Origin of the sequence: Halosubterraneus shenae, from assembly GCF_050510935.1 — an archaeon.
Lineage (GTDB): Archaea > Halobacteriota > Halobacteria > Halobacteriales > Haloferacaceae > JBDGPU01.
Genome location: NZ_JBNLVO010000002.1, coordinates 199,737 through 219,185 on the forward strand (window position 1 = coordinate 199,737; position 19,449 = coordinate 219,185).

At 68.3% G+C, this 19,449-nt stretch carries 21 protein-coding genes; 13 read left to right on the plus strand and 8 right to left on the minus strand.

Annotated elements, in window-relative coordinates; genetic code table 11:
- Window positions 1–474: 474 nt before the first annotated feature.
- From katG to ACQE3M_RS04205, 3 genes are all read right to left on the minus strand, one after another.
- Complete coding sequence (gene katG / locus ACQE3M_RS04195) at window positions 475–2,643, minus strand: catalase/peroxidase HPI (RefSeq protein WP_430504221.1); 2,169 nt, start codon at window positions 2,641–2,643, stop codon at window positions 475–477.
- 191 nt (window positions 2,644–2,834) lie between these two features.
- On the minus strand, window positions 2,835–3,290 hold the full coding sequence (locus ACQE3M_RS04200) for an RDD family protein (RefSeq protein ID WP_430504222.1): 456 nt from the start codon (window positions 3,288–3,290) through the stop codon (window positions 2,835–2,837).
- 106 nt (window positions 3,291–3,396) lie between these two features.
- Window positions 3,397–3,915: a hypothetical protein gene (locus ACQE3M_RS04205; protein ID WP_430504223.1), complete on the minus strand. Its 519-nt coding sequence runs from the start codon at window positions 3,913–3,915 to the stop codon at window positions 3,397–3,399.
- 105 nt (window positions 3,916–4,020) lie between these two features.
- Between ACQE3M_RS04205 and ACQE3M_RS04210 the strand changes: the two genes are divergently transcribed.
- On the plus strand, window positions 4,021–4,221 hold the full coding sequence (locus ACQE3M_RS04210; RefSeq protein WP_430504224.1) for a hypothetical protein: 201 nt from the start codon (window positions 4,021–4,023) through the stop codon (window positions 4,219–4,221).
- A 1,084-nt stretch (window positions 4,222–5,305) separates the two neighbouring features.
- Here ACQE3M_RS04210 and ACQE3M_RS04215 read toward each other — a convergent pair.
- Both ACQE3M_RS04215 and ACQE3M_RS04220 read right to left on the minus strand, forming a co-directional pair.
- Complete coding sequence (locus tag ACQE3M_RS04215; protein WP_430504225.1) at window positions 5,306–5,695, minus strand: hypothetical protein; 390 nt, start codon at window positions 5,693–5,695, stop codon at window positions 5,306–5,308.
- Entirely contained in the window at window positions 5,692–5,970 is a 279-nt protein-coding gene (locus tag ACQE3M_RS04220; protein WP_430504226.1) for a hypothetical protein, read from the minus strand. Before ACQE3M_RS04220 ends, ACQE3M_RS04215 begins: the two co-directional genes overlap by 4 nt.
- 101 nt (window positions 5,971–6,071) lie before the next feature.
- On the opposite strand from ACQE3M_RS04220, the gene ACQE3M_RS04225 reads away from it, so the two are divergent.
- The 4 genes from ACQE3M_RS04225 (at window position 6,072) to ACQE3M_RS04240 (ending at window position 8,078) form a co-directional block, all read left to right on the plus strand.
- Complete coding sequence (locus ACQE3M_RS04225; RefSeq protein ID WP_430504227.1) at window positions 6,072–6,539, plus strand: DUF2085 domain-containing protein; 468 nt, start codon at window positions 6,072–6,074, stop codon at window positions 6,537–6,539.
- 73 nt (window positions 6,540–6,612) lie between these two features.
- Window positions 6,613–7,158: an NINE protein gene (locus tag ACQE3M_RS04230; RefSeq protein ID WP_430504228.1), complete on the plus strand. Its 546-nt coding sequence runs from the start codon at window positions 6,613–6,615 to the stop codon at window positions 7,156–7,158.
- Window positions 7,158–7,754, plus strand: coding sequence for a zinc ribbon domain-containing protein (locus tag ACQE3M_RS04235; protein WP_430504229.1), 597 nt, complete (start codon window positions 7,158–7,160; stop codon window positions 7,752–7,754). The genes ACQE3M_RS04230 and ACQE3M_RS04235 overlap by 1 nt, the downstream gene beginning before the upstream one ends.
- A gap of 129 nt (window positions 7,755–7,883) precedes the next feature.
- Window positions 7,884–8,078, plus strand: a complete 195-nt coding sequence (locus ACQE3M_RS04240) for a cold-shock protein (RefSeq protein ID WP_430504230.1) — start codon at window positions 7,884–7,886, stop codon at window positions 8,076–8,078.
- Between the two features lie 72 nt (window positions 8,079–8,150).
- Here ACQE3M_RS04240 and ACQE3M_RS04245 read toward each other — a convergent pair whose 3' ends face one another.
- Complete coding sequence (locus ACQE3M_RS04245) at window positions 8,151–8,669, minus strand: phosphoribosyltransferase family protein (protein ID WP_430504231.1); 519 nt, start codon at window positions 8,667–8,669, stop codon at window positions 8,151–8,153.
- Between the two features lie 139 nt (window positions 8,670–8,808).
- On the opposite strand from ACQE3M_RS04245, the gene nucS reads away from it, so the two are divergent.
- The 4 genes from nucS to ACQE3M_RS04265 all read left to right on the plus strand — a co-directional run bounded on the left by nucS (window position 8,809) and on the right by ACQE3M_RS04265 (window position 13,121).
- Window positions 8,809–9,723 (plus strand): endonuclease NucS, encoded by a 915-nt coding sequence (gene nucS, locus ACQE3M_RS04250; protein WP_430504232.1) that lies wholly within the window; start codon window positions 8,809–8,811, stop codon window positions 9,721–9,723.
- An 89-nt stretch (window positions 9,724–9,812) separates the two neighbouring features.
- Window positions 9,813–10,343 (plus strand): 50S ribosomal protein L16, encoded by a 531-nt coding sequence (locus ACQE3M_RS04255; protein WP_430504233.1) that lies wholly within the window; start codon window positions 9,813–9,815, stop codon window positions 10,341–10,343.
- Between the two features lie 885 nt (window positions 10,344–11,228).
- Window positions 11,229–12,152, plus strand: coding sequence for an ATP-grasp domain-containing protein (locus tag ACQE3M_RS04260; RefSeq protein ID WP_430504234.1), 924 nt, complete (start codon window positions 11,229–11,231; stop codon window positions 12,150–12,152).
- 3 nt (window positions 12,153–12,155) lie between these two features.
- Window positions 12,156–13,121 (plus strand): DNA polymerase beta superfamily protein, encoded by a 966-nt coding sequence (locus tag ACQE3M_RS04265; protein ID WP_430504235.1) that lies wholly within the window; start codon window positions 12,156–12,158, stop codon window positions 13,119–13,121.
- A gap of 12 nt (window positions 13,122–13,133) precedes the next feature.
- On the opposite strand, the gene ACQE3M_RS04270 is transcribed toward ACQE3M_RS04265, so the two are convergent.
- Window positions 13,134–13,520, minus strand: coding sequence for an Hsp20/alpha crystallin family protein (locus ACQE3M_RS04270; RefSeq protein WP_430504236.1), 387 nt, complete (start codon window positions 13,518–13,520; stop codon window positions 13,134–13,136).
- 153 nt (window positions 13,521–13,673) lie between these two features.
- Between ACQE3M_RS04270 and ACQE3M_RS04275 the strand changes: the two genes are divergently transcribed.
- Window positions 13,674–14,888 carry a phosphoglycerate kinase gene (locus ACQE3M_RS04275; RefSeq protein ID WP_430504237.1) on the plus strand — a complete coding sequence of 405 codons (1,215 nt, stop codon included), beginning with the start codon at window positions 13,674–13,676 and terminating at the stop codon, window positions 14,886–14,888.
- 951 nt (window positions 14,889–15,839) lie between these two features.
- Complete coding sequence (locus ACQE3M_RS04280; protein WP_430504238.1) at window positions 15,840–16,334, plus strand: metallophosphoesterase; 495 nt, start codon at window positions 15,840–15,842, stop codon at window positions 16,332–16,334.
- A gap of 98 nt (window positions 16,335–16,432) precedes the next feature.
- Here ACQE3M_RS04280 and ACQE3M_RS04285 read toward each other — a convergent pair whose 3' ends face one another.
- Window positions 16,433–17,491, minus strand: a complete 1,059-nt coding sequence (locus ACQE3M_RS04285) for a type II glyceraldehyde-3-phosphate dehydrogenase (RefSeq protein WP_430504239.1) — start codon at window positions 17,489–17,491, stop codon at window positions 16,433–16,435.
- Between the two features lie 189 nt (window positions 17,492–17,680).
- Between ACQE3M_RS04285 and ACQE3M_RS04290 the strand changes: the two genes are divergently transcribed.
- Together ACQE3M_RS04290 and ACQE3M_RS04295 are read left to right on the plus strand one after the other, a co-directional pair.
- Window positions 17,681–18,664 (plus strand): aminopeptidase, encoded by a 984-nt coding sequence (locus ACQE3M_RS04290; protein WP_430504240.1) that lies wholly within the window; start codon window positions 17,681–17,683, stop codon window positions 18,662–18,664.
- Window positions 18,665–18,766: 102 nt separating this feature from the next.
- A complete protein-coding gene (locus ACQE3M_RS04295; protein WP_430504241.1) occupies window positions 18,767–19,417 on the plus strand; it encodes an HVO_0476 family zinc finger protein in 651 nt (216 codons plus the stop codon).
- The last annotated feature ends 32 nt before the right edge of the window (window positions 19,418–19,449 follow it).

The window sequence follows — 19,449 nt, forward strand, 5'->3', positions numbered from 1 at the left end:
GCCGGCTGTCCGGCGTACGGCGCCGGCCCGGTGGCCGACGCGCGCGACGCTCGGGCCACCACTCCCGGGCGGGACTGAAAGGGGCAGCCGCTGAGCGGGACGCCCTGCGAAGTAAGCACCGGAGCGGCGAACGAGCGACCGGAGGGAGCGAGTGAGCCGAGAGGAGCGCAGCGAGCAGCGCGACCGGTCAGCGGCTGGGGCTTTCTGGGTGTACTGAGTGGTGTCGTTCGCGACGATAACTATCCCTATTTATAAATGCGACCGGTCAGCGGCTGGAGCTTTCTGGGCGTGCTGAGTGGTGTCGTCCGCGACGGTAGCTGAACTCATTTATAAGCGAGGTCGTTCAGCGACAGGGAACCCGAGAGCAACGGGTAACCACCCAAGCAATGCCACTCCACCTCTCGAGCAACCCAGACCACTTATCAAAAGAAAACCGCAGAAACCGACGACCGAACCGAAAGCTATCGCGCGACGCTATTCGAGGTCGAAGCGGTCGAGCGTCATGACCTTCGACCACGCGTCCACGAAGTCCTCGACGAACTTCTCCTCGGCGTCGTCCGCAGCGTAGACGTCCGCGATGGCGCGGAGGCGGGCGTTCGACCCGAAGATGAGGTCAAAGCGGGTGGCCTCCCACTCGACGTCGCCGGACTCGCGGTCGCGGCCCTCGAAGACCTCCTCGTCCTCGTCGACGGCCTCCCACTCGTAGTCCATGTCGAGGAGGTTCGCGAAGAAGTCGTTGGTGAGCGCGCCGGGTTGATCGGTGAAGACGCCGCGGTCGGTGTCGCCGTACGTCGCGCCGAGCGCGCGCATGCCGCCGACCAGCACGGTCATCTCCGAGGCCGACAGGTTCAGCAGCTCCGCCTTGTCGATCATCCGGTCCTCGGGCCGGTCGTCGTAGCCGCCGCCGAGGTAGTTCCGGAAGGCGTCGGCCTTCGGCTCGAGCACCTCGAAGGAGTCGACGTCGGTCTGCTCCTGGCTGGCGTCAGTCCGGCCCGGCTCGAACGGCACCTCGACGTCGTAGCCTGCCTCGGCGGCCGCCTGCTCGACGGCGGCGTTGCCGCCCAGCACGATGAGGTCGGCGAGCGAGACGCGGACGTCGTCCGAGCGCGAGCTGTTGAAGCTCTCCTGAACCTCCTCGAGCGTCTCCAGGACCGTCTCCAGCTCGTCGGGCTCGTTGACCTCCCAGCTGCGCTGGGGCTCGAGGCGGAGGCGGCCGCCGTTGGGGCCGCCGCGCTTGTCGCTATCGCGGTACGTCACTGCGGACGCCCACGCGGTCTTCGCGAGCTGCTGGACCGTGAGGTCCGTGTCCAGGAGCTCGTCTTTGAGCTCGGCGACCTCCTCGTCGCCGATGAACTCGTAGTCGGCGTCCGGGATCGGGTCCATCCAGACGAACGTCTCGTCCGGGACCTCCGGACCGACGAGTCGCTCCGCCGGGCCCATGTCACGGTGGAGCAGCTTGTACCAGGCTCGCGCGAACGCCTGCTGGAACTCGTCGGGGTTCTCCTGGAAGTGCTCGAGGACCGCGCGGAAGTCGTCGTCGTGCTTCAGCGCGACGTCCGTCGTCAGCATCATCGGCTCCTCGGTCTCGCCGGGCTCGTGGGGCGCCGGCGCCTCCTCGATCTCGCCGCCAACCGGGCGCCACTGCCACGCACCGCCGGGACCCTTCACCGAGGTCCAGTCGTGGTCCAGCAGGTTGTCGATGTAGCCCATGTCCCACTGGGTCGGCGCGTTGTTCCAGGGACCCTCGATCCCGCTGGTGATCGTGTCGGGACCCTTCCCCTCGCCGAGGTCGTTCTCCCAGCCGAGCCCCTGCAGGTCGATCGGCGCATCCTCGGGGTCGACGTCGACGTGCTCGTCGGGGTCGCCGGCGCCGTGGACCTTTCCGAAGGTGTGACCGCCGGCGATGAGCGCGACGGTCTCCTCGTCGTCCATCGCCATCCGCGAGAACTCCTCGCGGATGTTCGCCGCGGATCCCTCGACGTCGGGCTCACCGTAGGGGCCCTCCGGATTCACGTAGATGAGGCCCATCACGGTGTTCGCGAGGGGGTCCTTGAGGTTGCCCACCTCACCGTCCTCGAAGCGCTCGGGGGACGTCTCCTCCCACTCGGTCTCGGGCCCCCAGTCGACGGCGTGGTTGGGCTTGAACTCGTCCTCGCGGCCGCCCGCGAAGCCGTACGTCTCGAAGCCCATCGACTCCAGGGCGACGTTGCCGGCGAGGACGATGAGGTCGCCCCACGAGAGCTTCCGGCCGTACTTCTGCTTGACTGGCTGGAGCAGGCGCCGGGCCTTGTCGAGGTTCACGTTGTCCGGGAAGCTGCTCTCCGGCGGGAGCCGCTGGAGGCCACCGGACGCGCCGGCGCGTCCGTCGATGGTCCGGTACGTGCCGGCGCTGTGCCACGCCATCCGGATGAACAGCGGGCCGTAGGTGCCGTAGTCCGCAGGCCACCAGTCCTGGGAGTCGGTCATCACGTCCTTGATGTCCGCCTTGACGGCCTCGTAGTCGAGCTCCTCGAACGCTTCCGCGTAGTCGAAGTCCTCGTCGAGCGGCCCGACGTTCGCGGCGTTGTCGTCGAGGACGTCGACGTTCAGGAGGTTCGGCCACCAGTCGTCGACGCCTTTCGGTTCCCAGTGTTCGTCGCTCATTCCGCACCCCCCGAAATCGCCTCGTGCTCGTCCGCGGGTTTCCCCTCACCGCATTTGGTGTCGTGTTCGAACATACGTGCTTTTCCTCAACCAAACATCTCGTTGGATATCAAAAAAGGTAGTTGGTTTTGACTCGCTTTCCCGCTCACTTCCTGCAATTCCTTCCGCGATCGTGCCGTCGAAAACCCCCGTCAGTCGGCCGTGTGAACCACGACGGTACTGCCGGCCAGGTCGCCGAGCCGCTGGTGGTCGTCCGTGAGGGACGCGACTACGACCCCGACGACGTAGAACGCCGGGAGCGCGTCGACGATCCGCAGGAGGTTCCGGATAACGGCGCCGCCCCAGCCGACGGGGGAGCCGTCCTCGTCGACCACGACGATATTGCGAAGCGACTTCCCGACGGTCTGCCCGTAGTAGCCTTCCATCGCAGTCTGATAGCCGATGAGCGCGAACGGAGCGACGAACTGGATCGCGACGATGGCGCCGCCGAACCCGCCGACGGCCCCGCCGACGAGGAGCGCTCCGCCGAGGTACCCGAGCACACCCAGCGTCAGGACGACGAGTAGCCCGTCGACCAGCAGCGCTTCCAGTCGTCGATCCAGCACGCCTGCGTATTCGGACATGTCCGGCGTTGGATTCCGATCCATACCTCCGTCTCAGGCGACAGACCTAACTTAAAATTTCCACCCTGTTTACCAGAACTAATAATCGGGAGACAACTCCTGCTGGCGTTCCGCTGCTGCCCCGCCGTCGTCACCCCGTCGCTCCGAGCGGTAGCGGACCGGGGAGAACGACCGCGGCGACGAGTCCCCCGACCGCGATCACGAGCAGCACGACGCCGACCACGAGCAACCGGAGTGCCCACCGCTGAAACGGGTCGCGTCGCTCTCGCGGACCGAGCCGTCGAACGAACGCGACCGGCGCGTCGACCCCGACTCGCTTTATCCTCCCGCCGACCCTCCCAACGGTTCGCAGGCCGGCGTCGACCCGGAGTCGCCGCCGAAGCTCCCCCGTCTCGAGGCCGAGTGCGGTCTCGGCGACCTCGAGGCCGTGCGACGTCGCCGCCCGAGCTCGACCGGCGGACTGCCGCGCGAAGGTCGCTATCCCGCGAGCCGCACGGCCTGGCGCTCGTAGCAACCGGCGGCCGAGCCGCTCGACGCGCCCGCCGGCCGCGAGGACCGGAATCGCGGGCAGGCGGAGCAGGAGGAGGGCCACCCCGATCAGTGTGAGCCCGAGGGCTGCGACGAGCGCCAGCACTACCAGTAGCTCCATGTCGGAACTCCTGCCGACGCCGGCAACTACCTTGGGGCCGCCGTGCCGTTCGGCCCGCAGACATTAGGCGGGGCCGCGTGTGGCCGACGAACGAGGCGAGTATACATGTCAGTCGAGGATGCATCCCGGAGCGTGACGGCTGCGAAGGAGGTACTACGCGACAAGTGGCAGTCGACCGGCGACACGGACGCCCTGACCTGCCCGGACTGCGACGCGGCGGAGTACGAGTGGGAGGTGGACGAAAACTCGGTGACGATCCGCTGTGAGCAGTGCCATTACGGGCATTCGCAACGGTACGAGAGCTAATCGGATCCTGTCGGGGCGATTTGATGGGTTTCCGCGGGTACGCTTTTTCGGTTCCTTGTGCTTAGTCAGGTGATTTGTCGTGCCGACGATTGTCGGTGACACCACTCAGCATGCCCGGAAAGCCCCAGCCGCTGAGCGCTCGCGTTTATAAACAGGGTTGGGCGCCGTCGCGGGCGACACCACTCAGCATGCCCAGAAAGCCCCAGCCGCTGAGCGCTCGCGTTTATAAACAGGGTTGGGCGCCGCCGCGGGTGACACCACTCAGCATGCCCAGAAAGCCCCAGCCGCTGAGCGCTCGCGCTGCTCGCTGCGCTCCTCACGGCTCACTCGCTTCGCTCGTTCGCCGTTGCGGTGCTTACGTCGCAGGGCATCCCGCTCAGCGGCTGCCCCTTTCAGTCCCGCCCGGGAGTGGTGGCCGGGCCGTCGCTCGCGGCGGCTGGTTCGCCGGCGACGTTCACCGGTCAGTCGGCGTGCGGTGCGGGGCGGTCGGCGCGCGCGAGCAACGCGTGCGAGGGAGGCCGGTGGCGCGCCGAGCTGTGCGGTCCCGGCGCGCTACCGGCCGAGGCTGGGGAGGGCCGAGGCTTGCGGTAGCCGGGCGGTGCTGTCGGGGGGGTGGCAGTCGCGGTCGCGGTCGCGGTTGCTGTCGCTGTCGCGGTCCTGGCGGACTGAAAGTGCGACGGCCGGTCTCGTGAACGAAGTGAACGAGAGCTTGGAAGTCGCAGCCCGGCAGCCCGCTACTGCAGGCAGCCCGGACCGTCTTCCAGTGGTCGCGGCGAAGCGGAGTCGCTGAGACAGGCACTATCTGCGCCGGGCGGTGCTGAGAGGCGCAGATATCCTGCTCAGCGACCGCGAGCGGCCGAGGGCTTTCTGGGCGTTTGCGGTGCTGTCAAGAGGAATCCCGTATCACCTGTTCAAACCTACTTATAAAGAGCGGTTGGGGGCTTTCAGGCTGTTTGCGGTGCTGTCAAGCGCGGCACTGCCTACTTCCTTAAATATGGTATATAAGTCAGGGCGCCCAATGACTGTCGAGGAGTCTACGTTGCCGCCGAGCATAACGACGTCCGCACCTATCCAGAACCATCGCTCAAATCGGCGTAACCTCGTCGTAGACGCGCCGAAGCTCTTCGAGCACCTCGTCGATGTTGTCCTCCTCGCTCCCGGGCACGTAGTCCCAGACGGTCATCTCCGGGCCGGAGAGCTTCTCGTCGCAGACGTCGTCGAGCAGTTCCCGCTGGGCCTCGGTCAGGTCGAGGTCGTCGTCCGAGATCGAGACGCGGTCCGCGGTGACGTCGCCGTCGACGACGGTGATCGTGAGGTCCCCCTGCTCGAAGGTTTCACCCGCGATGTCCACGTCGTCGACCCGGACCGCGATGGCGGGCGATTCGCGGAGGCCGCCGAAGGTGTCGAGCACCTCCCAGTCGCGGTCCGCGAGCGCGTCCGCGAGGGCGTCCCGGCGGTCCATCGCGTCGGTCATTCGGTTCTCTCCTCGCGTTCGCCCTCGCCCTGGCCCTCCTCGCGTCGCGCGTCGAGGAACGCCTCGGCGCGGTCGAGCATCTCGTCGTCGAGCCCGATGAACACGCCGCCCTCCTTCCCGCCGACGTACGTGTTCTCCCCCGACTCGACGATCTCGTTGATGTCGGGGTGCTCGACGTCGATGTGGGTCACCTGCGCGCCGGATTCGGGGTCCTGCTCGTGAACGTACACCCTCGCGCCTTCGAGCTCGTGCTTCGACGGATGCGGCCCGGTCATTGACGGCGCTTCGAGGGCCGACGGGAAAACGTGGACGGCCGGGGGAACGGTGAGCGATCCTGGACTCCGGGATTTTTCAGCCCGCCGACCGACGCCATCACGTGGACGTCGACGTCGTTGCCAGGGAACTGCGAGCCGGGCTCGCCGAGACGCGCCAGTACCTCCTGGCGCATCACGAACCGGCGGAGTACGACCGGTGCTACCGCGTCCGGGTGCGCGGCCGCGAGGAACACCTCTGTGCCCGGTGTCTCGGGGTTTATCCGGCGATCGTCGTCGGTCTGCTCGCGGTCCACCTCGGCTGGCTTCCGGACCTGCAGCTCCTCGCGGTGGCGACGTTACCGGCGCTCGCGCTCGGCGACTGGGCGCTGACCGCCCTCGGCGACCGCGACGGGACGAACCCGGTCCGCACGTGGACGGGCGTCGCGCTCGGCGTCGGCTACGGGATGGGCCTCGGGCGGCTCCTGTTCGTCGGCGACGCGCGCGTCGTGGGCATCGGGCTCGGCTACGCCGTCGTGGCCGGCATGCTCCTGCTTCGTTCGTTTCGCTCGCCCAGCGACCCGGAGCGCTGAGTGGTTTCCTGTCGCCTGATAGCAATCCGCTGGCCTTCCGTACTTATTTGTGCTGGCAACGACAGTTCGAAGTATGCCAGAGTCGCCAGACGATTCCGACGACGCGTCTCCTGCGGAGGAGACGGCCGACGGGACGGCCGGTGAGGACGCCTCGTCGGACCCGTTTACCGAACCGACGCCGACTGCGAGCGGTCAAGATACGGACGCCGACAGTGACGGTTCGGAGGCGTCGTCGCGGACGGAGACCCCCGGGGCGTCCCCGCGGGCGGACAGCTCGACCCCCGCCGAATCGGGGCCGGGGGGCCGTTCGCTCGCGCCCGACGAGCAGTACTGCCCCAGCTGTGGCGAGCCCATCAAGAAGGCCGCCGAGATCTGTCCGGAGTGCGGTGTTCGCCAGCAACCGCCGACGTCGACCGAGAAAGACCGGGTGACGGCGGGCATTCTCGCGCTGCTGCTCGGCGGGATCGGCGCGCACAAGTTCTACCTCGGCGAGGCGGGGATGGGGATCCTCTATCTCTGTTTCTCCTGGACGTTCATTCCCGCGCTGGTCGGCCTCATCGAGGGGATCCTCTACCTCACGAAGACTGACGCCGAGTTCGAACGAAAGTACGTCAACTGATGGGGCGGGCGAAGGACCTGGACGAGGTGTTCTGTACGGCCTGTGGCGCCCGGATCAAACGCGCCGCGGTCTACTGTCCGGACTGCGGCGTCGCCAACGAGTGGCACGATCCGTCGGCGGCGACGGAGCAGCCTCGCGACCCGATCGGCGGCGAGGGAACGACCGGTGAGGGGGACCCCGCGGTCCCCGACCAACGGAGTCCGAGCGAGGTGCAGGCGACGCGGGACGCCAACCCGGCTTCGACTGATGCGGCTTCGAGGACGGTGGATTCGACGGGCGCTCCGGCCGCCGGCAACCGCGCGGAGCCCTCCTCGGCCAACTGGTGGTACGGCGTCGCCGCGTTCGGCGCCGCGTGGGTCGTCGTCCTCGGCGCGTGGGCGACTGGCGTCCAGCACGGCGCACTCGGCGCCCTGGCGCTGCTGGCGTGGGTCGGCCTGCCGGCGTCGCTCTCGCAGGACGCCGCGTACGTCCGCGAGAACAGCGCCTGGGAGCCCGCCGGCGGCCCCTGGGTGTTCGCGGCGCTGGTGCCGGTGTTCAACGTCGTCGTGGCGGCCGTCTACCTGATTCGTCGCCACGAGGTGCTGGAAACGCCGTGACTCGCAGATATGGTGATTTCGGATCGGCCGGTATCGGACACGTGAACTGGTAACAACCGTGTGTACGGTTCTCTCGCGGCGTCCCGTCACGGAACCCTTATCAGTGGGCGTCGCATCTGTTTGATTGCAATGTCTACCGGAACGGTTGACTTCTTCAACGACACTGGCGGCTACGGTTTCATCGAGACTGAGGATGCGGACGACGACGTCTTCTTCCACATGGAAGATATCGGCGGTCCCGATCTCGAAGAGGGTCAGGAAGTCGAGTTCGACATCGAAGAGGCTGACAAGGGCCCGCGCGCGACTAACCTCGAGCGCCTGTAAGCTGGTCCCAGTCTGACGTATCGGCATGCTGCTAAATTTTGCGTTTTCTCACACCGACTAGCGGCAGCGTCGCTAGGCTTCGTCCCACGGATTCACCGAGTAGACGCCGTACTCGGCGTCCAGCGACCGCGTCTCCTCGGTCTGGAGCGCACAGAGGAAGGTGAGCCCGCAGACTTCGGCGCCGGCTTCCTCGAGCAGGTCGACGGCGACGCGCACCTGTGAGGCCGTCTCGACGTAGTCGTCGACGACGAGCACGCGTTCGCCGTCCGGGACCATCCGGCGGTCGAGTTCGAGCGTCTTCTCCCGGCCCGTCCAGTCGACGCAGTCGTCGGCGAGCCGGTACCGCTCGGCGATGGGGAGCTTGCCGCCTTTCCGGATCGAGATGAACCCTGCGTCGAAGTCGCGCGCGAGAGCAGCACCCGGGATGAACCCGAGCGCGTCGATGCCGGCGACGTATTCCGGGTCGACCCCGGTCGCCTCGCGCATGTCGTCGACGGCGGCCGCGAAGTGGTCCGGGTCGGCGAAGACGTTGGGGACGTTCGACCGGTACTCGGCGCTCGCGATCAGCTCGCGATACGTCTCCCACTCCATGTGCCGTGTGTACGGCCGTGTCGGGTTGTACTTTCGGGGCCCAGCGGCGAGTCGGCGCCGCGTCGGCGTCCCTCCCGGAAGACCGGTTTCACCTCGCCGCCCGCTCCCCTTTTCCGTTCGCTCGGCGTAGGTTCGGCCAGTGACCGTCACGACCCTCCACGACCCGAGCCATCGGGAGGCCCTCTGGGAGCTCGAATCCGCCTTCGATCGCGGGGACCTCATCACCGTCTTCGGGCGCTGCACCGTCGACTACGACGGGCGAGCGTCGTCGGAGCTCGGGCCGGGCGCCCGGCTGGTCATCCTGAAACCGGACGGCGCCGCCCTCGTCCACACCGACGAGGGCCGGACGCCCGTCAACTGGCAGCCGCCCGGGTCGGAACACCACGCCGCGGTCCGGGACGGGCAGCTCCGGATCCGCTCGGAGCGTACGAACCCGAGCGAGTCGTTGACCGTGCAGTTCTCCGCCGTCGACGAGCTGTCCGCGATGGCCGTCACCGGCGGGCGCGACCTCGAGCTCCACGGGAGCGAGGCCGACCTGAAGCGGCGCGTGCTGGACCGTCCCGAGCTGGTCGAGCCCGGCTTCGAGCCACGCGAGACCGAGCGCGAGAGCAGCGCGGGCCCGATGGACGTCTTCGGCGTCGACGGCGAGGGGCACCCGACCGTCGTCGAGCTGAAGCGCCGGCGCGTGGGCCCGAGCGCGGCGAACCAGCTCTCCCGGTACGTCGCCGCCCTCCAGCGGGAGCTCGGCGAGGACGTCGCGGTCCGGGGCGTCCTCGTCGCGCCGTCGGTGACCGACCGGGCGGCGGAGCTGCTCGCCGAGGAGGGCTTCGACCACGTCGCGCTCGATCCCGTGGCCGCGGAGTCGGACGAGGAAACTTCCGAGGAGGACGAAGACGATGTTGCGGGCGACGAGACCGACGCCGCGGGCGACGATGGCGACGCCGCGAGTGACGACCCTGATGCCGACGAGGAGGTCGACCGGACCGATTCGGTCGACGAGGCCCGGGAATCGGCGGCGGTCGGCGCGGTCGAGAGCGGCGGGTCGGACGCCTGAACCGGCGTGGGAGCGGCTCACAGCCCGGTGTCTGGCGATCCTTTCGAAGGCTTTATTCACACGCTGGGCGTTTTCGGCAACAACTAACCATGAGTGAGAAACCGGCCTCCATGTACCGGAACATTAGCAAGCCCTCGTACACGCGGCGCGAGTACATCACGGGCATTCCGGGTTCGAAGATCGCACAGCACAACATGGGCAACCTCGAAGCCGAGCCCGACGACTACCCCGTCGAGATCAGCCTCCGCGTCGAGGAGGAGCTCCAGATCCGTCACGGCTCGCTCGAGAGCGCGCGCCTGTCGGCCAACCGCCACCTCCTGAAGGAGCTCGGCGAGGGTAACTACAAGATGATCCTGCGCAAGTTCCCCCACCAGGTCATCAGGGAGAACAAGCAGGCGACCGGCGCGGGTGCGGACCGTGTCTCCGACGGCATGCGCCAGGCGTTCGGCAAGCCGGTCGGCACCGCCGCCCGCATCGACGCCGACGAGGTCGTCTTCTCGGCCTACTGTCAGCCCGAGCAGGCCGAGGCCGTGAAGGAGGCCTTCCGCCGCGCCTACAACAAGGTCTCGCCGCCGTGCCGCATCACGGTCGAACGCGGCAAAGAGCTGCTCATCTCGTAAGCAGCTCCGAACTTCTCCGATTTCTCATTTCGGTTGAACAGTCGCCTCGCTGTTCTGGAGGCCGGTTCTTATTTTATCGGTCGCTCTCGATTCAGAGTTGCGTGTGCAGGTGCAGCGATACTGCGCTTGACGGAACCGCGGGCACCTTGAAAGCTCTCGGCCGCTCTTTATAAGCTGGTTTGAACAGGTGATACGGTCTTGCTCTCGACAGCACCGCAAACGCCGGGAAAGCCCTCGGCCGCTCGCGGTCGCTGCACGACATATCCACGGCTCTCAGCACCGCCCGCCGTGGATAGAGGTCGGTGCAGCGACTCCCCTGCGGCGCGACCGGCACTCGCCCTTTCAGTCCGCCAGGATAGCACCGCAACCGCACCGCGACAGCACGGCACAGCCACCGCCATACCTCAGCCCTCCCCAGCCTCGGCCGGGGCGCGCCGGCACTGCACCGCGCGGCGCGCCACCGGCCTCCCTCGCACGCGTTGCTCGCGCGCTCCGACTGCCCCGCTCCGCACGCCGGAAAGTCGGCGAGTGTCGACGGCCATCCAGCCGCCGGTCGCGACGCCAGACAACCACTCGGTGGGTGGGACTGAAAGGGGCAGCCGCTGAGCGGGATGCCCTGCGATGTAAGCACCGAGTCGACGAACGAGCGGAGCGAGTGAGTCGACGAGGCGCGCAGCGAGCAGCGCGACCGCTCAGCGGCTGGGGCTTTCGAAGACCGCTGAGTGGTATCGCCGGCGACGTTAGCCGACTTTATTTATAAATGAGACCGCCTCAGCGACTCGGGATTTCCGAGCGGGTCGAGTGACCCCGCCAACGGCCCCAACCGACCAGCTCACAAATACGTCGCTCGCACCTTTATACCAGCCCCAACCCAACCACGAGCAAATGCTTCGGCTCGCGATGAGCTCGCACGCCGAGACGTTCGAGCGGGTCCGGGACCCCCTCGCGGAGCGAGGGATCGAGGTCGCCCACCTGCAACCGAAGGAGCGGGATATCCGCCTCACCGACGACCCGGATACTGACCGCCGAGCCGACCCCCCGGACGCCGACGACTACGACGTCGGCTTCGTCTACCCCTCACGACTGATGGAGGGCGCCGCGCTCGACGCGCGCCTGTCGATCCCCTGGGTCAACGACCGGGACGCGGTCCTCACGTCGCGGAACAAGGCGGGGGTCATCTCCCGGCTCGACGCAGCCGGCGTCCCCGTGCCGAAAACGACCCAGATCTCCAATCCGGCCGACGAGTCCGCCGTCGTCGACGCCGCGAGCGACTTCTCGTACCCCGTCGTCGTGAAGCCGAACTCCGCGACGCGCGGGGTCGGCGTCGCGACGGCGACGGACCTCGACTCGCTGCTCGGCGTCGTCGACTACCTCGACCTCGTCCACGACTTCCGCGCGACGGGCGACAAGTCTTACCTGATCCAGGAGTTCCTGCCCGACGCCCGCGACTACCGCGCGATGGTCGTCGACGGCGAGTTCGCCGGCGCCGTGGAGCGCCGGCTCCCGGACGACGCGCTCGCGGCCGGGCGTTGGAAGCACAACGTCCACCGCGGCGCGGACGCGACGGGCGTCGACCTCCCGGAGCGCCACCGCCGACTCGCGGAACGCGCGGCCGCGGTGCTCGACGTCGACTACCTCGGCGTCGACCTGCTGGAGACGGACGACCGGCTCGTCGTCAACGAGACGAACGCGCGCCCGACGGTCGACGCCGCGACGAAATACGAACCGGGCTTCTACGACCGCCTCGCCGGCCTGATCCGGGAGACTGCCGCGGAAGCCACCGCAGGCAACGACGCCCCGGACGCCTGACTCATGGATGAACGCAGCCACCGCCGGCTCGCCGAAGCGGTCGGCGGCTGGGCGCCGGACGAACTCGCCCGGCTCCCGGACGTTGCCCTCGCCGACGCCGGGGCCGACGCTGGGGCCGACGCAGTCGCCGACGCCGACGCAGTCGCCGACGCCGACGCAGTCGCCGGCGACGGAGCCCCGGGCTACTACGCGCTCGTCGGCAGCCACGCGTACGGCTTCGCGACGGCCGACAGCGACGTCGACATCCGCGGCTTCCACCTCGCCGACGGCCGCCGCTACGCGTTGCTCGACCGCCCGGCGGAACGCGTGCAAGTTCCCGCAGTCGGGGATCACGAGGTCGACGTCGCGCTCGCGCCGGTCGAGTTCGAGAGCCTGGAGCTCCGCGCGTTCGCCGACGCGCTTGCTGGCGGCGACTTCGCGCTCGTGGAGGCCGTCCTCGCGGCGCCGGTCGTCCGCGAAGACGTTCCCGCCGCGGTCGACTCGCTCCGCGAACTGCTGCGGGACCACCTTCCCCTGGACCTCCCCTGCAGATACGTCGGAATGGCACGGAGCCTGTACTCGGAACTCGAAGCTGCCTCCGACGAGGGCGAAGGCGACCGAAACGAACTGCGTGCGGGCGACCTGAAGAAGGCGCTGTACGCGCTCCGGGCGGTCTACGCCGCGGAGTACGTCGACGAACACGGGAACGTCGTCGCCGACGTGCGCGACCTCGCTCGTGCAGTCGACGGCGACCCGGCCCTCGTGACGGCGCTGATCGACGCGCGACGAGCCGGCGGCTGGCCGGAGTCGCCGGAAGCGGGAGTATCGTCGCTTTACGACCGAACGGTGGACGCGCTGGAGCGCCGCCTCGACGCTGCGGACTACGCGGAACCGACGGCAGCGGAACGGGATGCGTTCAGGGATGCCCTCGACGAGTGGCAGTGCGAGACGCGCGGCTGGTCGGGTGTTTCGACTCGGCGCGCCGAGTAAAAACGAGGTCGGCTACTCGACGTCGATCGACGCGGAGTCGTCGGCGCGGTCGAACTCGACGTGGAGGACGCCGTTGTTGAACGTCGCGGAGGCCGAGTGCTCGTCGACGCGGGCCGGGAGGCTGACGCGCTCGTCGTACTCGCGGCGGTCGGAGGCGGCGGAGATCGTGAGCGTTTCGCCGTCACACTGCAGCGAGATCTCGTCTTTGGACACGCCCGGGAGGTCGGCGATCAGGCGGACGGTGTCGTCCTCGACGTAGGCGTCGACGTGGGTTTCCGAGCCGAATCCGGTGTCGTCCGACCGCGGCGGCCCCGCGCCGGCGTCCGTCATCTGGTTCATCATCCGCTCGATCTCGTCGAAGATGTCTTCGAAGGGATCGTCGCGGTCGTCTCGGTCCATGCCCGAAGGCAGGTCCCTGTGCCAATTAAGGGTTCTGCCTAGCTCGATTTCGGCCGTCAGCCTGGGCAACTTTTGCTCGCGCCGGCGAGAGTTGCCGAGGCTCGTCGGTCCGTATCGCCTACCGCTAAGTACCCGGACCCTCTTCGGCCGGGTATGCCCTCGTTCGAGACTATCGACGATATTCCTCCGAACTCCCGGGTGCTCGTTCGTCTCGATCTCAACTCCCCCATCGAGGACGGGGAACCGCAGGACAACCGCCGGTTTTCGCGGCACGCGCGCACGGTGCAGGATCTCGCAAATGCCGGGCACCGCGTCGTCCTCATGGCCCACCAGGGCCGCCCCGGGCGCGAGGACTTCACGTCGCTGGAAGGTCACGCCAAGCTTCTCTCCTCGTATCTCGACCGCGACGTCGCGTTCGTCGGCGACGTGTTCGGCGACGAGGCGCTCGGTGCCATCGAGGCCGTCGACGCCGGCGAGGTGCTCCTCCTCGAGAACACGCGCATGTGCGCGGACGAGCTTCCCGAGGAGCCTCCCGAGGCCAAGGCCGAGACGGCGTTCGTCCAGACGCTCTCGGCCGTCTTCGACGCCTACGTCAACGATGCCTACTCCGCGGCCCACCGCGAGCACGCCTCCCTCGTCGGCTTCCCGCTCGTGCTCCCCTCCTACGCGGGCCGGGTGATGGTCGCCGAGTACGAGGCGAACACCGCGATCACGACCCGCGACTTCGACGGCCCCGTGACGATGGTCATCGGCGGGACGAAGGCGACCGACGTCATCGAGGTGATGGCCGAGGTCGGTGACCTGGTCGACCGGTTCCTCCTCGGCGGCGTCGCCGGCGAGCTCTTCCTCCGCGCGGCCGGGCATCCGGTCGGCACCGACGTGGAGGGGTCGGAGCTGTACGACGACCAGTGGGAGCGGAACCACGAGACCATCGAGCGCGTCCTCGAAGAGCGCCGCGAGGAGATCCACCTCCCGACCGACCTCGCGTACGAGGACGACGAGGGCGAGCGCGCCGAGGTCATGGTCGAGGACATCGACGAGAAGACGACGGCGTTCTTTGACGTCGGCTCCGCGACCGTCGAGGCGTACGCCCCGAAGATCCGCGATTCCGAGGCCGTCTTCGTGAAGGGCGCCCTCGGCATGTTCGAGGACGAGCGCTTCGCCATCGGGACCGTCGGCGTGCTCGAAACCATCGGCGAGAGCGACTGCTTCTCGGTCATTGGCGGCGGCGACACCTCCCGCGCCATCACGCTCTACGGGCTCTCCGAGGACGACTACTCGCACGTCTCTATCGCAGGAGGAGCCTACATCCGGGCGCTGACCGGCGAGCCACTGCCCGGCGTCGAAGCGCTCCAGAAGGGTCCGTAGTTAGGTGGAGTTTCGAGAGTGGGCTGCGCTCTCGACGGACTACGTTTCTTCGGCTATTGCTGCTCCTGCCACCACCTGGTATATATAAGAACTCACGGCCAATGGGCGGTTGCGTTTATAAATAAATCCGGCAGTCGACGCCAACGACACCACTCAGCATGTCTCGAAAGCCCCAGTCGCCGGCCGGTCGGTTTTATAAATGGACTCGAGTATCGACGCTGGCGACACCACTCAGCATGCCCAGAAAGCCCCAGCCGCTGCGCGGTCGCGCTGCTCGCTGCGCTCCTCACCCGGCTCACTCGCTCCCTCCGGTCGCTCGTTCGCCGGGTTGCGGTGCTTACTTCGCAGGGCGTCCCGCGCAGCGGCTGCCCCTTTCAGTCCCGCCCACCGAGTGGTGGCCGGGCATCGCTCGCGGCGGCTGGTTCGCCGCCGTCACTCGCCGGCTGGCTGGCGTGCGGTCCGGCGGCGGTCGGCGCGCGCGAGCAACGCGTGCGAGAGAGGCCGGTGACGCGCCGCGCGGTGCTGGGCCGGCGCGCCCCGGCCGAGGCTGGGGAGGGCTGAGGAATTGCGGCAGCTGGGCGGTGCTGTCGCGGTCGCGGTTGCGGAGCGGTGCTGCCCTGGCGGACTGAAAGGGCGATGGCCGGTCGCGCCGCAGGGGAGTCGCTCCGACGACCCCTATCCGCGGCGGGCGGTGCGGAGAGCCGCGGATATGTCGCGGAGCGACCGCGAGCGGCCGAGGGCTTTCTGGATGTTTGCGGTGCTGTCGAGAGCAAGCCCGTATCACCTGTCCAAACCTGCTTATAAAGAGCGGCCGAGATCTTTCCCGCCGTCGCGGACAACTACGGCAGCGTCTCTGCCACCAACTCCGACTTATAAACCCCCTCGCGAAACCCCACGGACGCGGACTATCGGCCAGCGAACCTTTTGTACGACCCCCGAGAACCACCGCCCATGCTCGTCGGCATCGTGTCGGACACGCACGACAATCTGGATCTGGTACAGGCGGCGGTCGGCCGGTTCGAGTACGAGGACGTCGACGTCGTCGTCCACTGCGGCGACGTGGTCTCCCCCTTCTCGGCGACTCCGTTCGACGGCGACTGGGACTTCTATGCCGTCCGCGGGAACAACGACGGCGAGTGGGCGCTCCAGGACACCGTCGCCGACTTCGGAACGTACCTCGGGGAGGCCGGGTCGCTCACGCTCGACGGCGTCGACCTCGCGGTCTACCACGGCACCAGCGAGACGCTGACCGACGCGCTCGTCGAGAGCGGCGACTACGACGTCGTCTGCCACGGCCATACGCACCGGCACGACCTTGAGGGCCGCGGCGGCACCGTGCGCGTCAACCCCGGCGGGCTCCCGATCCCCGGCCGCGACGACGCGTTCCGGGTCGCCACGCTCGACACGGAGACGCTGAGGATCGAGCACCACGAGTTGACCCCGTAGCTGGGGAATGCTGGACGGTCGCCGCTCACGAAAGGTCCGGGATCGTAGTCGAAAAGGAACGGCGTCGCAGTCGCGGCCGCGGTTTCGGTCGGCAGTCCTCAGTCGTCCGCCGTCAGCTGCTCGCGGCCGCCGTCGGCGAAGAGGCTCTCGAGGCCGACGCCCATCGCCTCGTCCGTCTTCGCGGTCGACTCCGCCGCGGACTCGTCGGTGAGGATCGCGCGGATGGCGTCGACGTTCTCGGGGACCACGTCGGACTCCTGGTGGATGTTTTGGAAGAGGTACAGATCCGCACCCTCCATGCTGATCGACTCCGCCCAGACGCAGTTCTCCCAGAGGTCACCGCGCGAGCGGCCCAGGTCGAGCGCGTACTGCTTCAGCGCGCCCGCGCCGTCGATGTCGGCCGTCTCCGGAATGGTGAACACGCGGTCCTGGCCGGCGATGAGGTCGCGGACGGTCTCCGTCTCCGGCTCGGCCTCGAGGGTGACGTTGAGGCTGTGGGTGTGCATCAGCGTCGTCGGCGCCTTCAGCGCCTGCGTGTCGATGTCGACGTCCGGGAAGATCTCCGTGACGTCGGGGCCGTGGTGGGAGGGGATCTCCACCGGGTCCGGGATGACGTCGTTGATCGGGCCGCGGCTCGTCTCGCCGGGGTCGCCGCCGCGCCGGATAAGCGTCGCGCGGACCTTCTCGACGCCGTACTCCTCCTCGAGCGGGGCGATGATCCGCGAGAGGCCCGTGGTGTTACACGAGACGACGCGGACGTAGTCGGCGTCTTTGACCTCCTCGAAGTTCGACCGTGCGTTGAAGGAGACGCCGACGTCGGCGTCCTCGCCGCCCTGGAACACGGCCGGGGTGTCGTGGGCCTCGTAGAGTTCGCGGTTCTCGGCGCCGATGCCGGAGGGGGTGCAGTCGACGACGACGTCGACGGCGTCGACCAGGTCCGCGAGCTCGCCGGCGACGTCGATGCCGGCGTCCGCGAACGCGGATGCCCGCTCCGGGATCGCGGCGTAGAGGTCGTAGCCGCGCCGGACTGCCGTTTCCGCCTCGTAGTTCGGGCTGGTCTTGGCGACCCCGACGACTTCCATGTCGGGCTGGGCCGCGACCGCGTCAGCGACCCGCTTGCCGATGGTGCCGTACCCGTTGACGCCCACCTGAATCATGCCTGAACCTCGCCCGGCGACCGGTTTAATCGTTACGAGTATGGGTACGAGAAATTAACTACAGATCGAGTACTGACTACGACCTCGCGGGCCACGTTGCCGGCGACGGGGTTCGGGCAGCGCCTCGGACGACGGCCCACACTGGAGCGATGGGCAAGGGCTAACAGCCGGCGGGCTGAATCGCCGCTCATGACCGACGACACCACGACGGACGACGCCGCGACCGACGACGCCATCGCAGCAGCTGCACACACTGCTATCACCCAGTGTCTCGCGCTCGAGGCGGACGAGTCGGCCGTCATCGTTACCGACGACGAGCGCCAGCGGATCGGCGAAGCACTGTACGACGCCGCGAAGGAAGTCACCGCCGACGCGACCGTCGCGCGCTACCCGCCGGGCGATCAGCACGGCGCCGAACCGCCCGAACCCGTCGCCGCCGCGATGAAGAACGCCGACGTCTTCCTCGCGCCGACGACGAAGAGCCTGAGCCACACCCGCGCTCGCGGCGCGGCCTGTACGGCCGGTGCCCGCGGGTCCACGCTCCCCGGTATCACCGAGGACGTGTTCGTCACGGGCCTCGACGCCGACTACGAGCGGATCGCTGAGGCGTGCGCGCAGGTGCGCGAGCAGGTCGCGGGTGCCGAGGAGATCCGCGTCACGACGCCGCGCGGGACCGACGTCCGCTTCGAGCCGGGCGACCGCGAGTGGCTGAGCGACACCGGGATGGTCCACGAGCCCGGCGACTTCTCGAACCTCCCCGCCGGCGAGGTCTTCGTCTCGCCCGAGTCCGCCACGGGCACGTACGTCGTCGACGGCACGATGATGCCCCACGGCCTGCTCGACGAGGGCCAGGAGCTCCGCTTCGAGGTCGAGGACGGCTACGTGACCGACATCTCCGACGACGACGTCCGCGAGCAGGTCGAGGCCGCCGCCGAGGACGTCGGCGACGCCGCCTACAACCTCGCGGAGCTGGGCATCGGCACCAACGTCGGCGTCACCGACCTCGTCGGCTCCGTCCTCCTCGACGAGAAGGCGGCCGGGACGGTTCACATCGCCATCGGCGACGACGCCGGCATCGGTGGCGAGACGGAAGCGCCGATCCACCTCGACGGCATCCTCCGCAACCCGACGGTGGTCGCCGACGGCGACGAGGTCGAGCTCCCGTCGGCCTGAAGCGGCGTCGACGACGGCGTCACCTCGCGCCCCCACGCCACACCGACCCACACGACCCGCCACACGGCGGCCTTTTTACGGCGTGACGGGCTACGTCCGGTAATGACGGAGACTGGAGACCGCGTCGGACTCGCCTGTCCATCCTGTTCGCCGGGCGAGCCGACGGTTCACGAAGTACTCAAACCCGGTGGGCAGGCCACCGTTCGCTGCACCGAGTGCGACCACACGCACAAGGCCGAGATCACCGAGCCCGAGACGACCGACCTGCAGGTCGTCGTCTCCCAGGACGACGAGTCCTTCAGCACGCTCGTCGAGGAATCGCCGGACGACCGCGTCGAGGTCGGCGACGAGTTCGTCGTCGACTCCCCGGAGGCGCTCCTTCAGGCGCGAATTACCGGCATCGAGGTTGGGCCCGAGGAGCGCGCCGAGGAGGCGACCATCGACGAGATCGACACGCTGTGGACCCGCGCCGTCGACAACGTGAGCGTCGACGTCACGCTCCACCCGAAGGACGGCGAGGAGGAGCACTCCGAGTCGCTCACCGTGAACGTTCCCGGCGACTACGAGTTCACCGTCGGCGAGACGGAGTCGTTCGGCGAGGAGGAGTTCTCGGTCGAGGGGCTCCAGATCCGCGACGACGCGCCGGAGTACCGCCACGAGAAGCTCGACCACGAGGGCGACGTCGCCTACGCGAAGGACCTCAAGCGGCTCTACGGCCGCGACGAGACCTCGTCCGCCTGGTCGGCCTGGTAAGCCGGCCCTCGTCCCCCGCTTTTCTCGTTCCC

Coding starts and splice junctions, on each gene's coding strand:
- katG (WP_430504221.1), bottom strand. CDS start 2,643: ATGAGCGACGAACACTGGGAACCGAAAGGCGTCGACGACTGGTGGCCG.
- ACQE3M_RS04200 (WP_430504222.1), bottom strand. CDS start 3,290: ATGGATCGGAATCCAACGCCGGACATGTCCGAATACGCAGGCGTGCTG.
- ACQE3M_RS04205 (WP_430504223.1), bottom strand. CDS start 3,915: ATGGAGCTACTGGTAGTGCTGGCGCTCGTCGCAGCCCTCGGGCTCACA.
- ACQE3M_RS04210 (WP_430504224.1), top strand. CDS start 4,021: ATGTCAGTCGAGGATGCATCCCGGAGCGTGACGGCTGCGAAGGAGGTA.
- ACQE3M_RS04215 (WP_430504225.1), bottom strand. CDS start 5,695: ATGACCGACGCGATGGACCGCCGGGACGCCCTCGCGGACGCGCTCGCG.
- ACQE3M_RS04220 (WP_430504226.1), bottom strand. CDS start 5,970: ATGACCGGGCCGCATCCGTCGAAGCACGAGCTCGAAGGCGCGAGGGTG.
- ACQE3M_RS04230 (WP_430504228.1), top strand. CDS start 6,613: ATGCCAGAGTCGCCAGACGATTCCGACGACGCGTCTCCTGCGGAGGAG.
- ACQE3M_RS04235 (WP_430504229.1), top strand. CDS start 7,158: ATGGGGCGGGCGAAGGACCTGGACGAGGTGTTCTGTACGGCCTGTGGC.
- ACQE3M_RS04240 (WP_430504230.1), top strand. CDS start 7,884: ATGTCTACCGGAACGGTTGACTTCTTCAACGACACTGGCGGCTACGGT.
- ACQE3M_RS04245 (WP_430504231.1), bottom strand. CDS start 8,669: ATGGAGTGGGAGACGTATCGCGAGCTGATCGCGAGCGCCGAGTACCGG.
- ACQE3M_RS04255 (WP_430504233.1), top strand. CDS start 9,813: ATGAGTGAGAAACCGGCCTCCATGTACCGGAACATTAGCAAGCCCTCG.
- ACQE3M_RS04260 (WP_430504234.1), top strand. CDS start 11,229: ATGCTTCGGCTCGCGATGAGCTCGCACGCCGAGACGTTCGAGCGGGTC.
- ACQE3M_RS04265 (WP_430504235.1), top strand. CDS start 12,156: ATGGATGAACGCAGCCACCGCCGGCTCGCCGAAGCGGTCGGCGGCTGG.
- ACQE3M_RS04270 (WP_430504236.1), bottom strand. CDS start 13,520: ATGGACCGAGACGACCGCGACGATCCCTTCGAAGACATCTTCGACGAG.
- ACQE3M_RS04275 (WP_430504237.1), top strand. CDS start 13,674: ATGCCCTCGTTCGAGACTATCGACGATATTCCTCCGAACTCCCGGGTG.
- ACQE3M_RS04280 (WP_430504238.1), top strand. CDS start 15,840: ATGCTCGTCGGCATCGTGTCGGACACGCACGACAATCTGGATCTGGTA.
- ACQE3M_RS04285 (WP_430504239.1), bottom strand. CDS start 17,491: ATGATTCAGGTGGGCGTCAACGGGTACGGCACCATCGGCAAGCGGGTC.
- ACQE3M_RS04290 (WP_430504240.1), top strand. CDS start 17,681: ATGACCGACGACACCACGACGGACGACGCCGCGACCGACGACGCCATC.
- ACQE3M_RS04295 (WP_430504241.1), top strand. CDS start 18,767: ATGACGGAGACTGGAGACCGCGTCGGACTCGCCTGTCCATCCTGTTCG.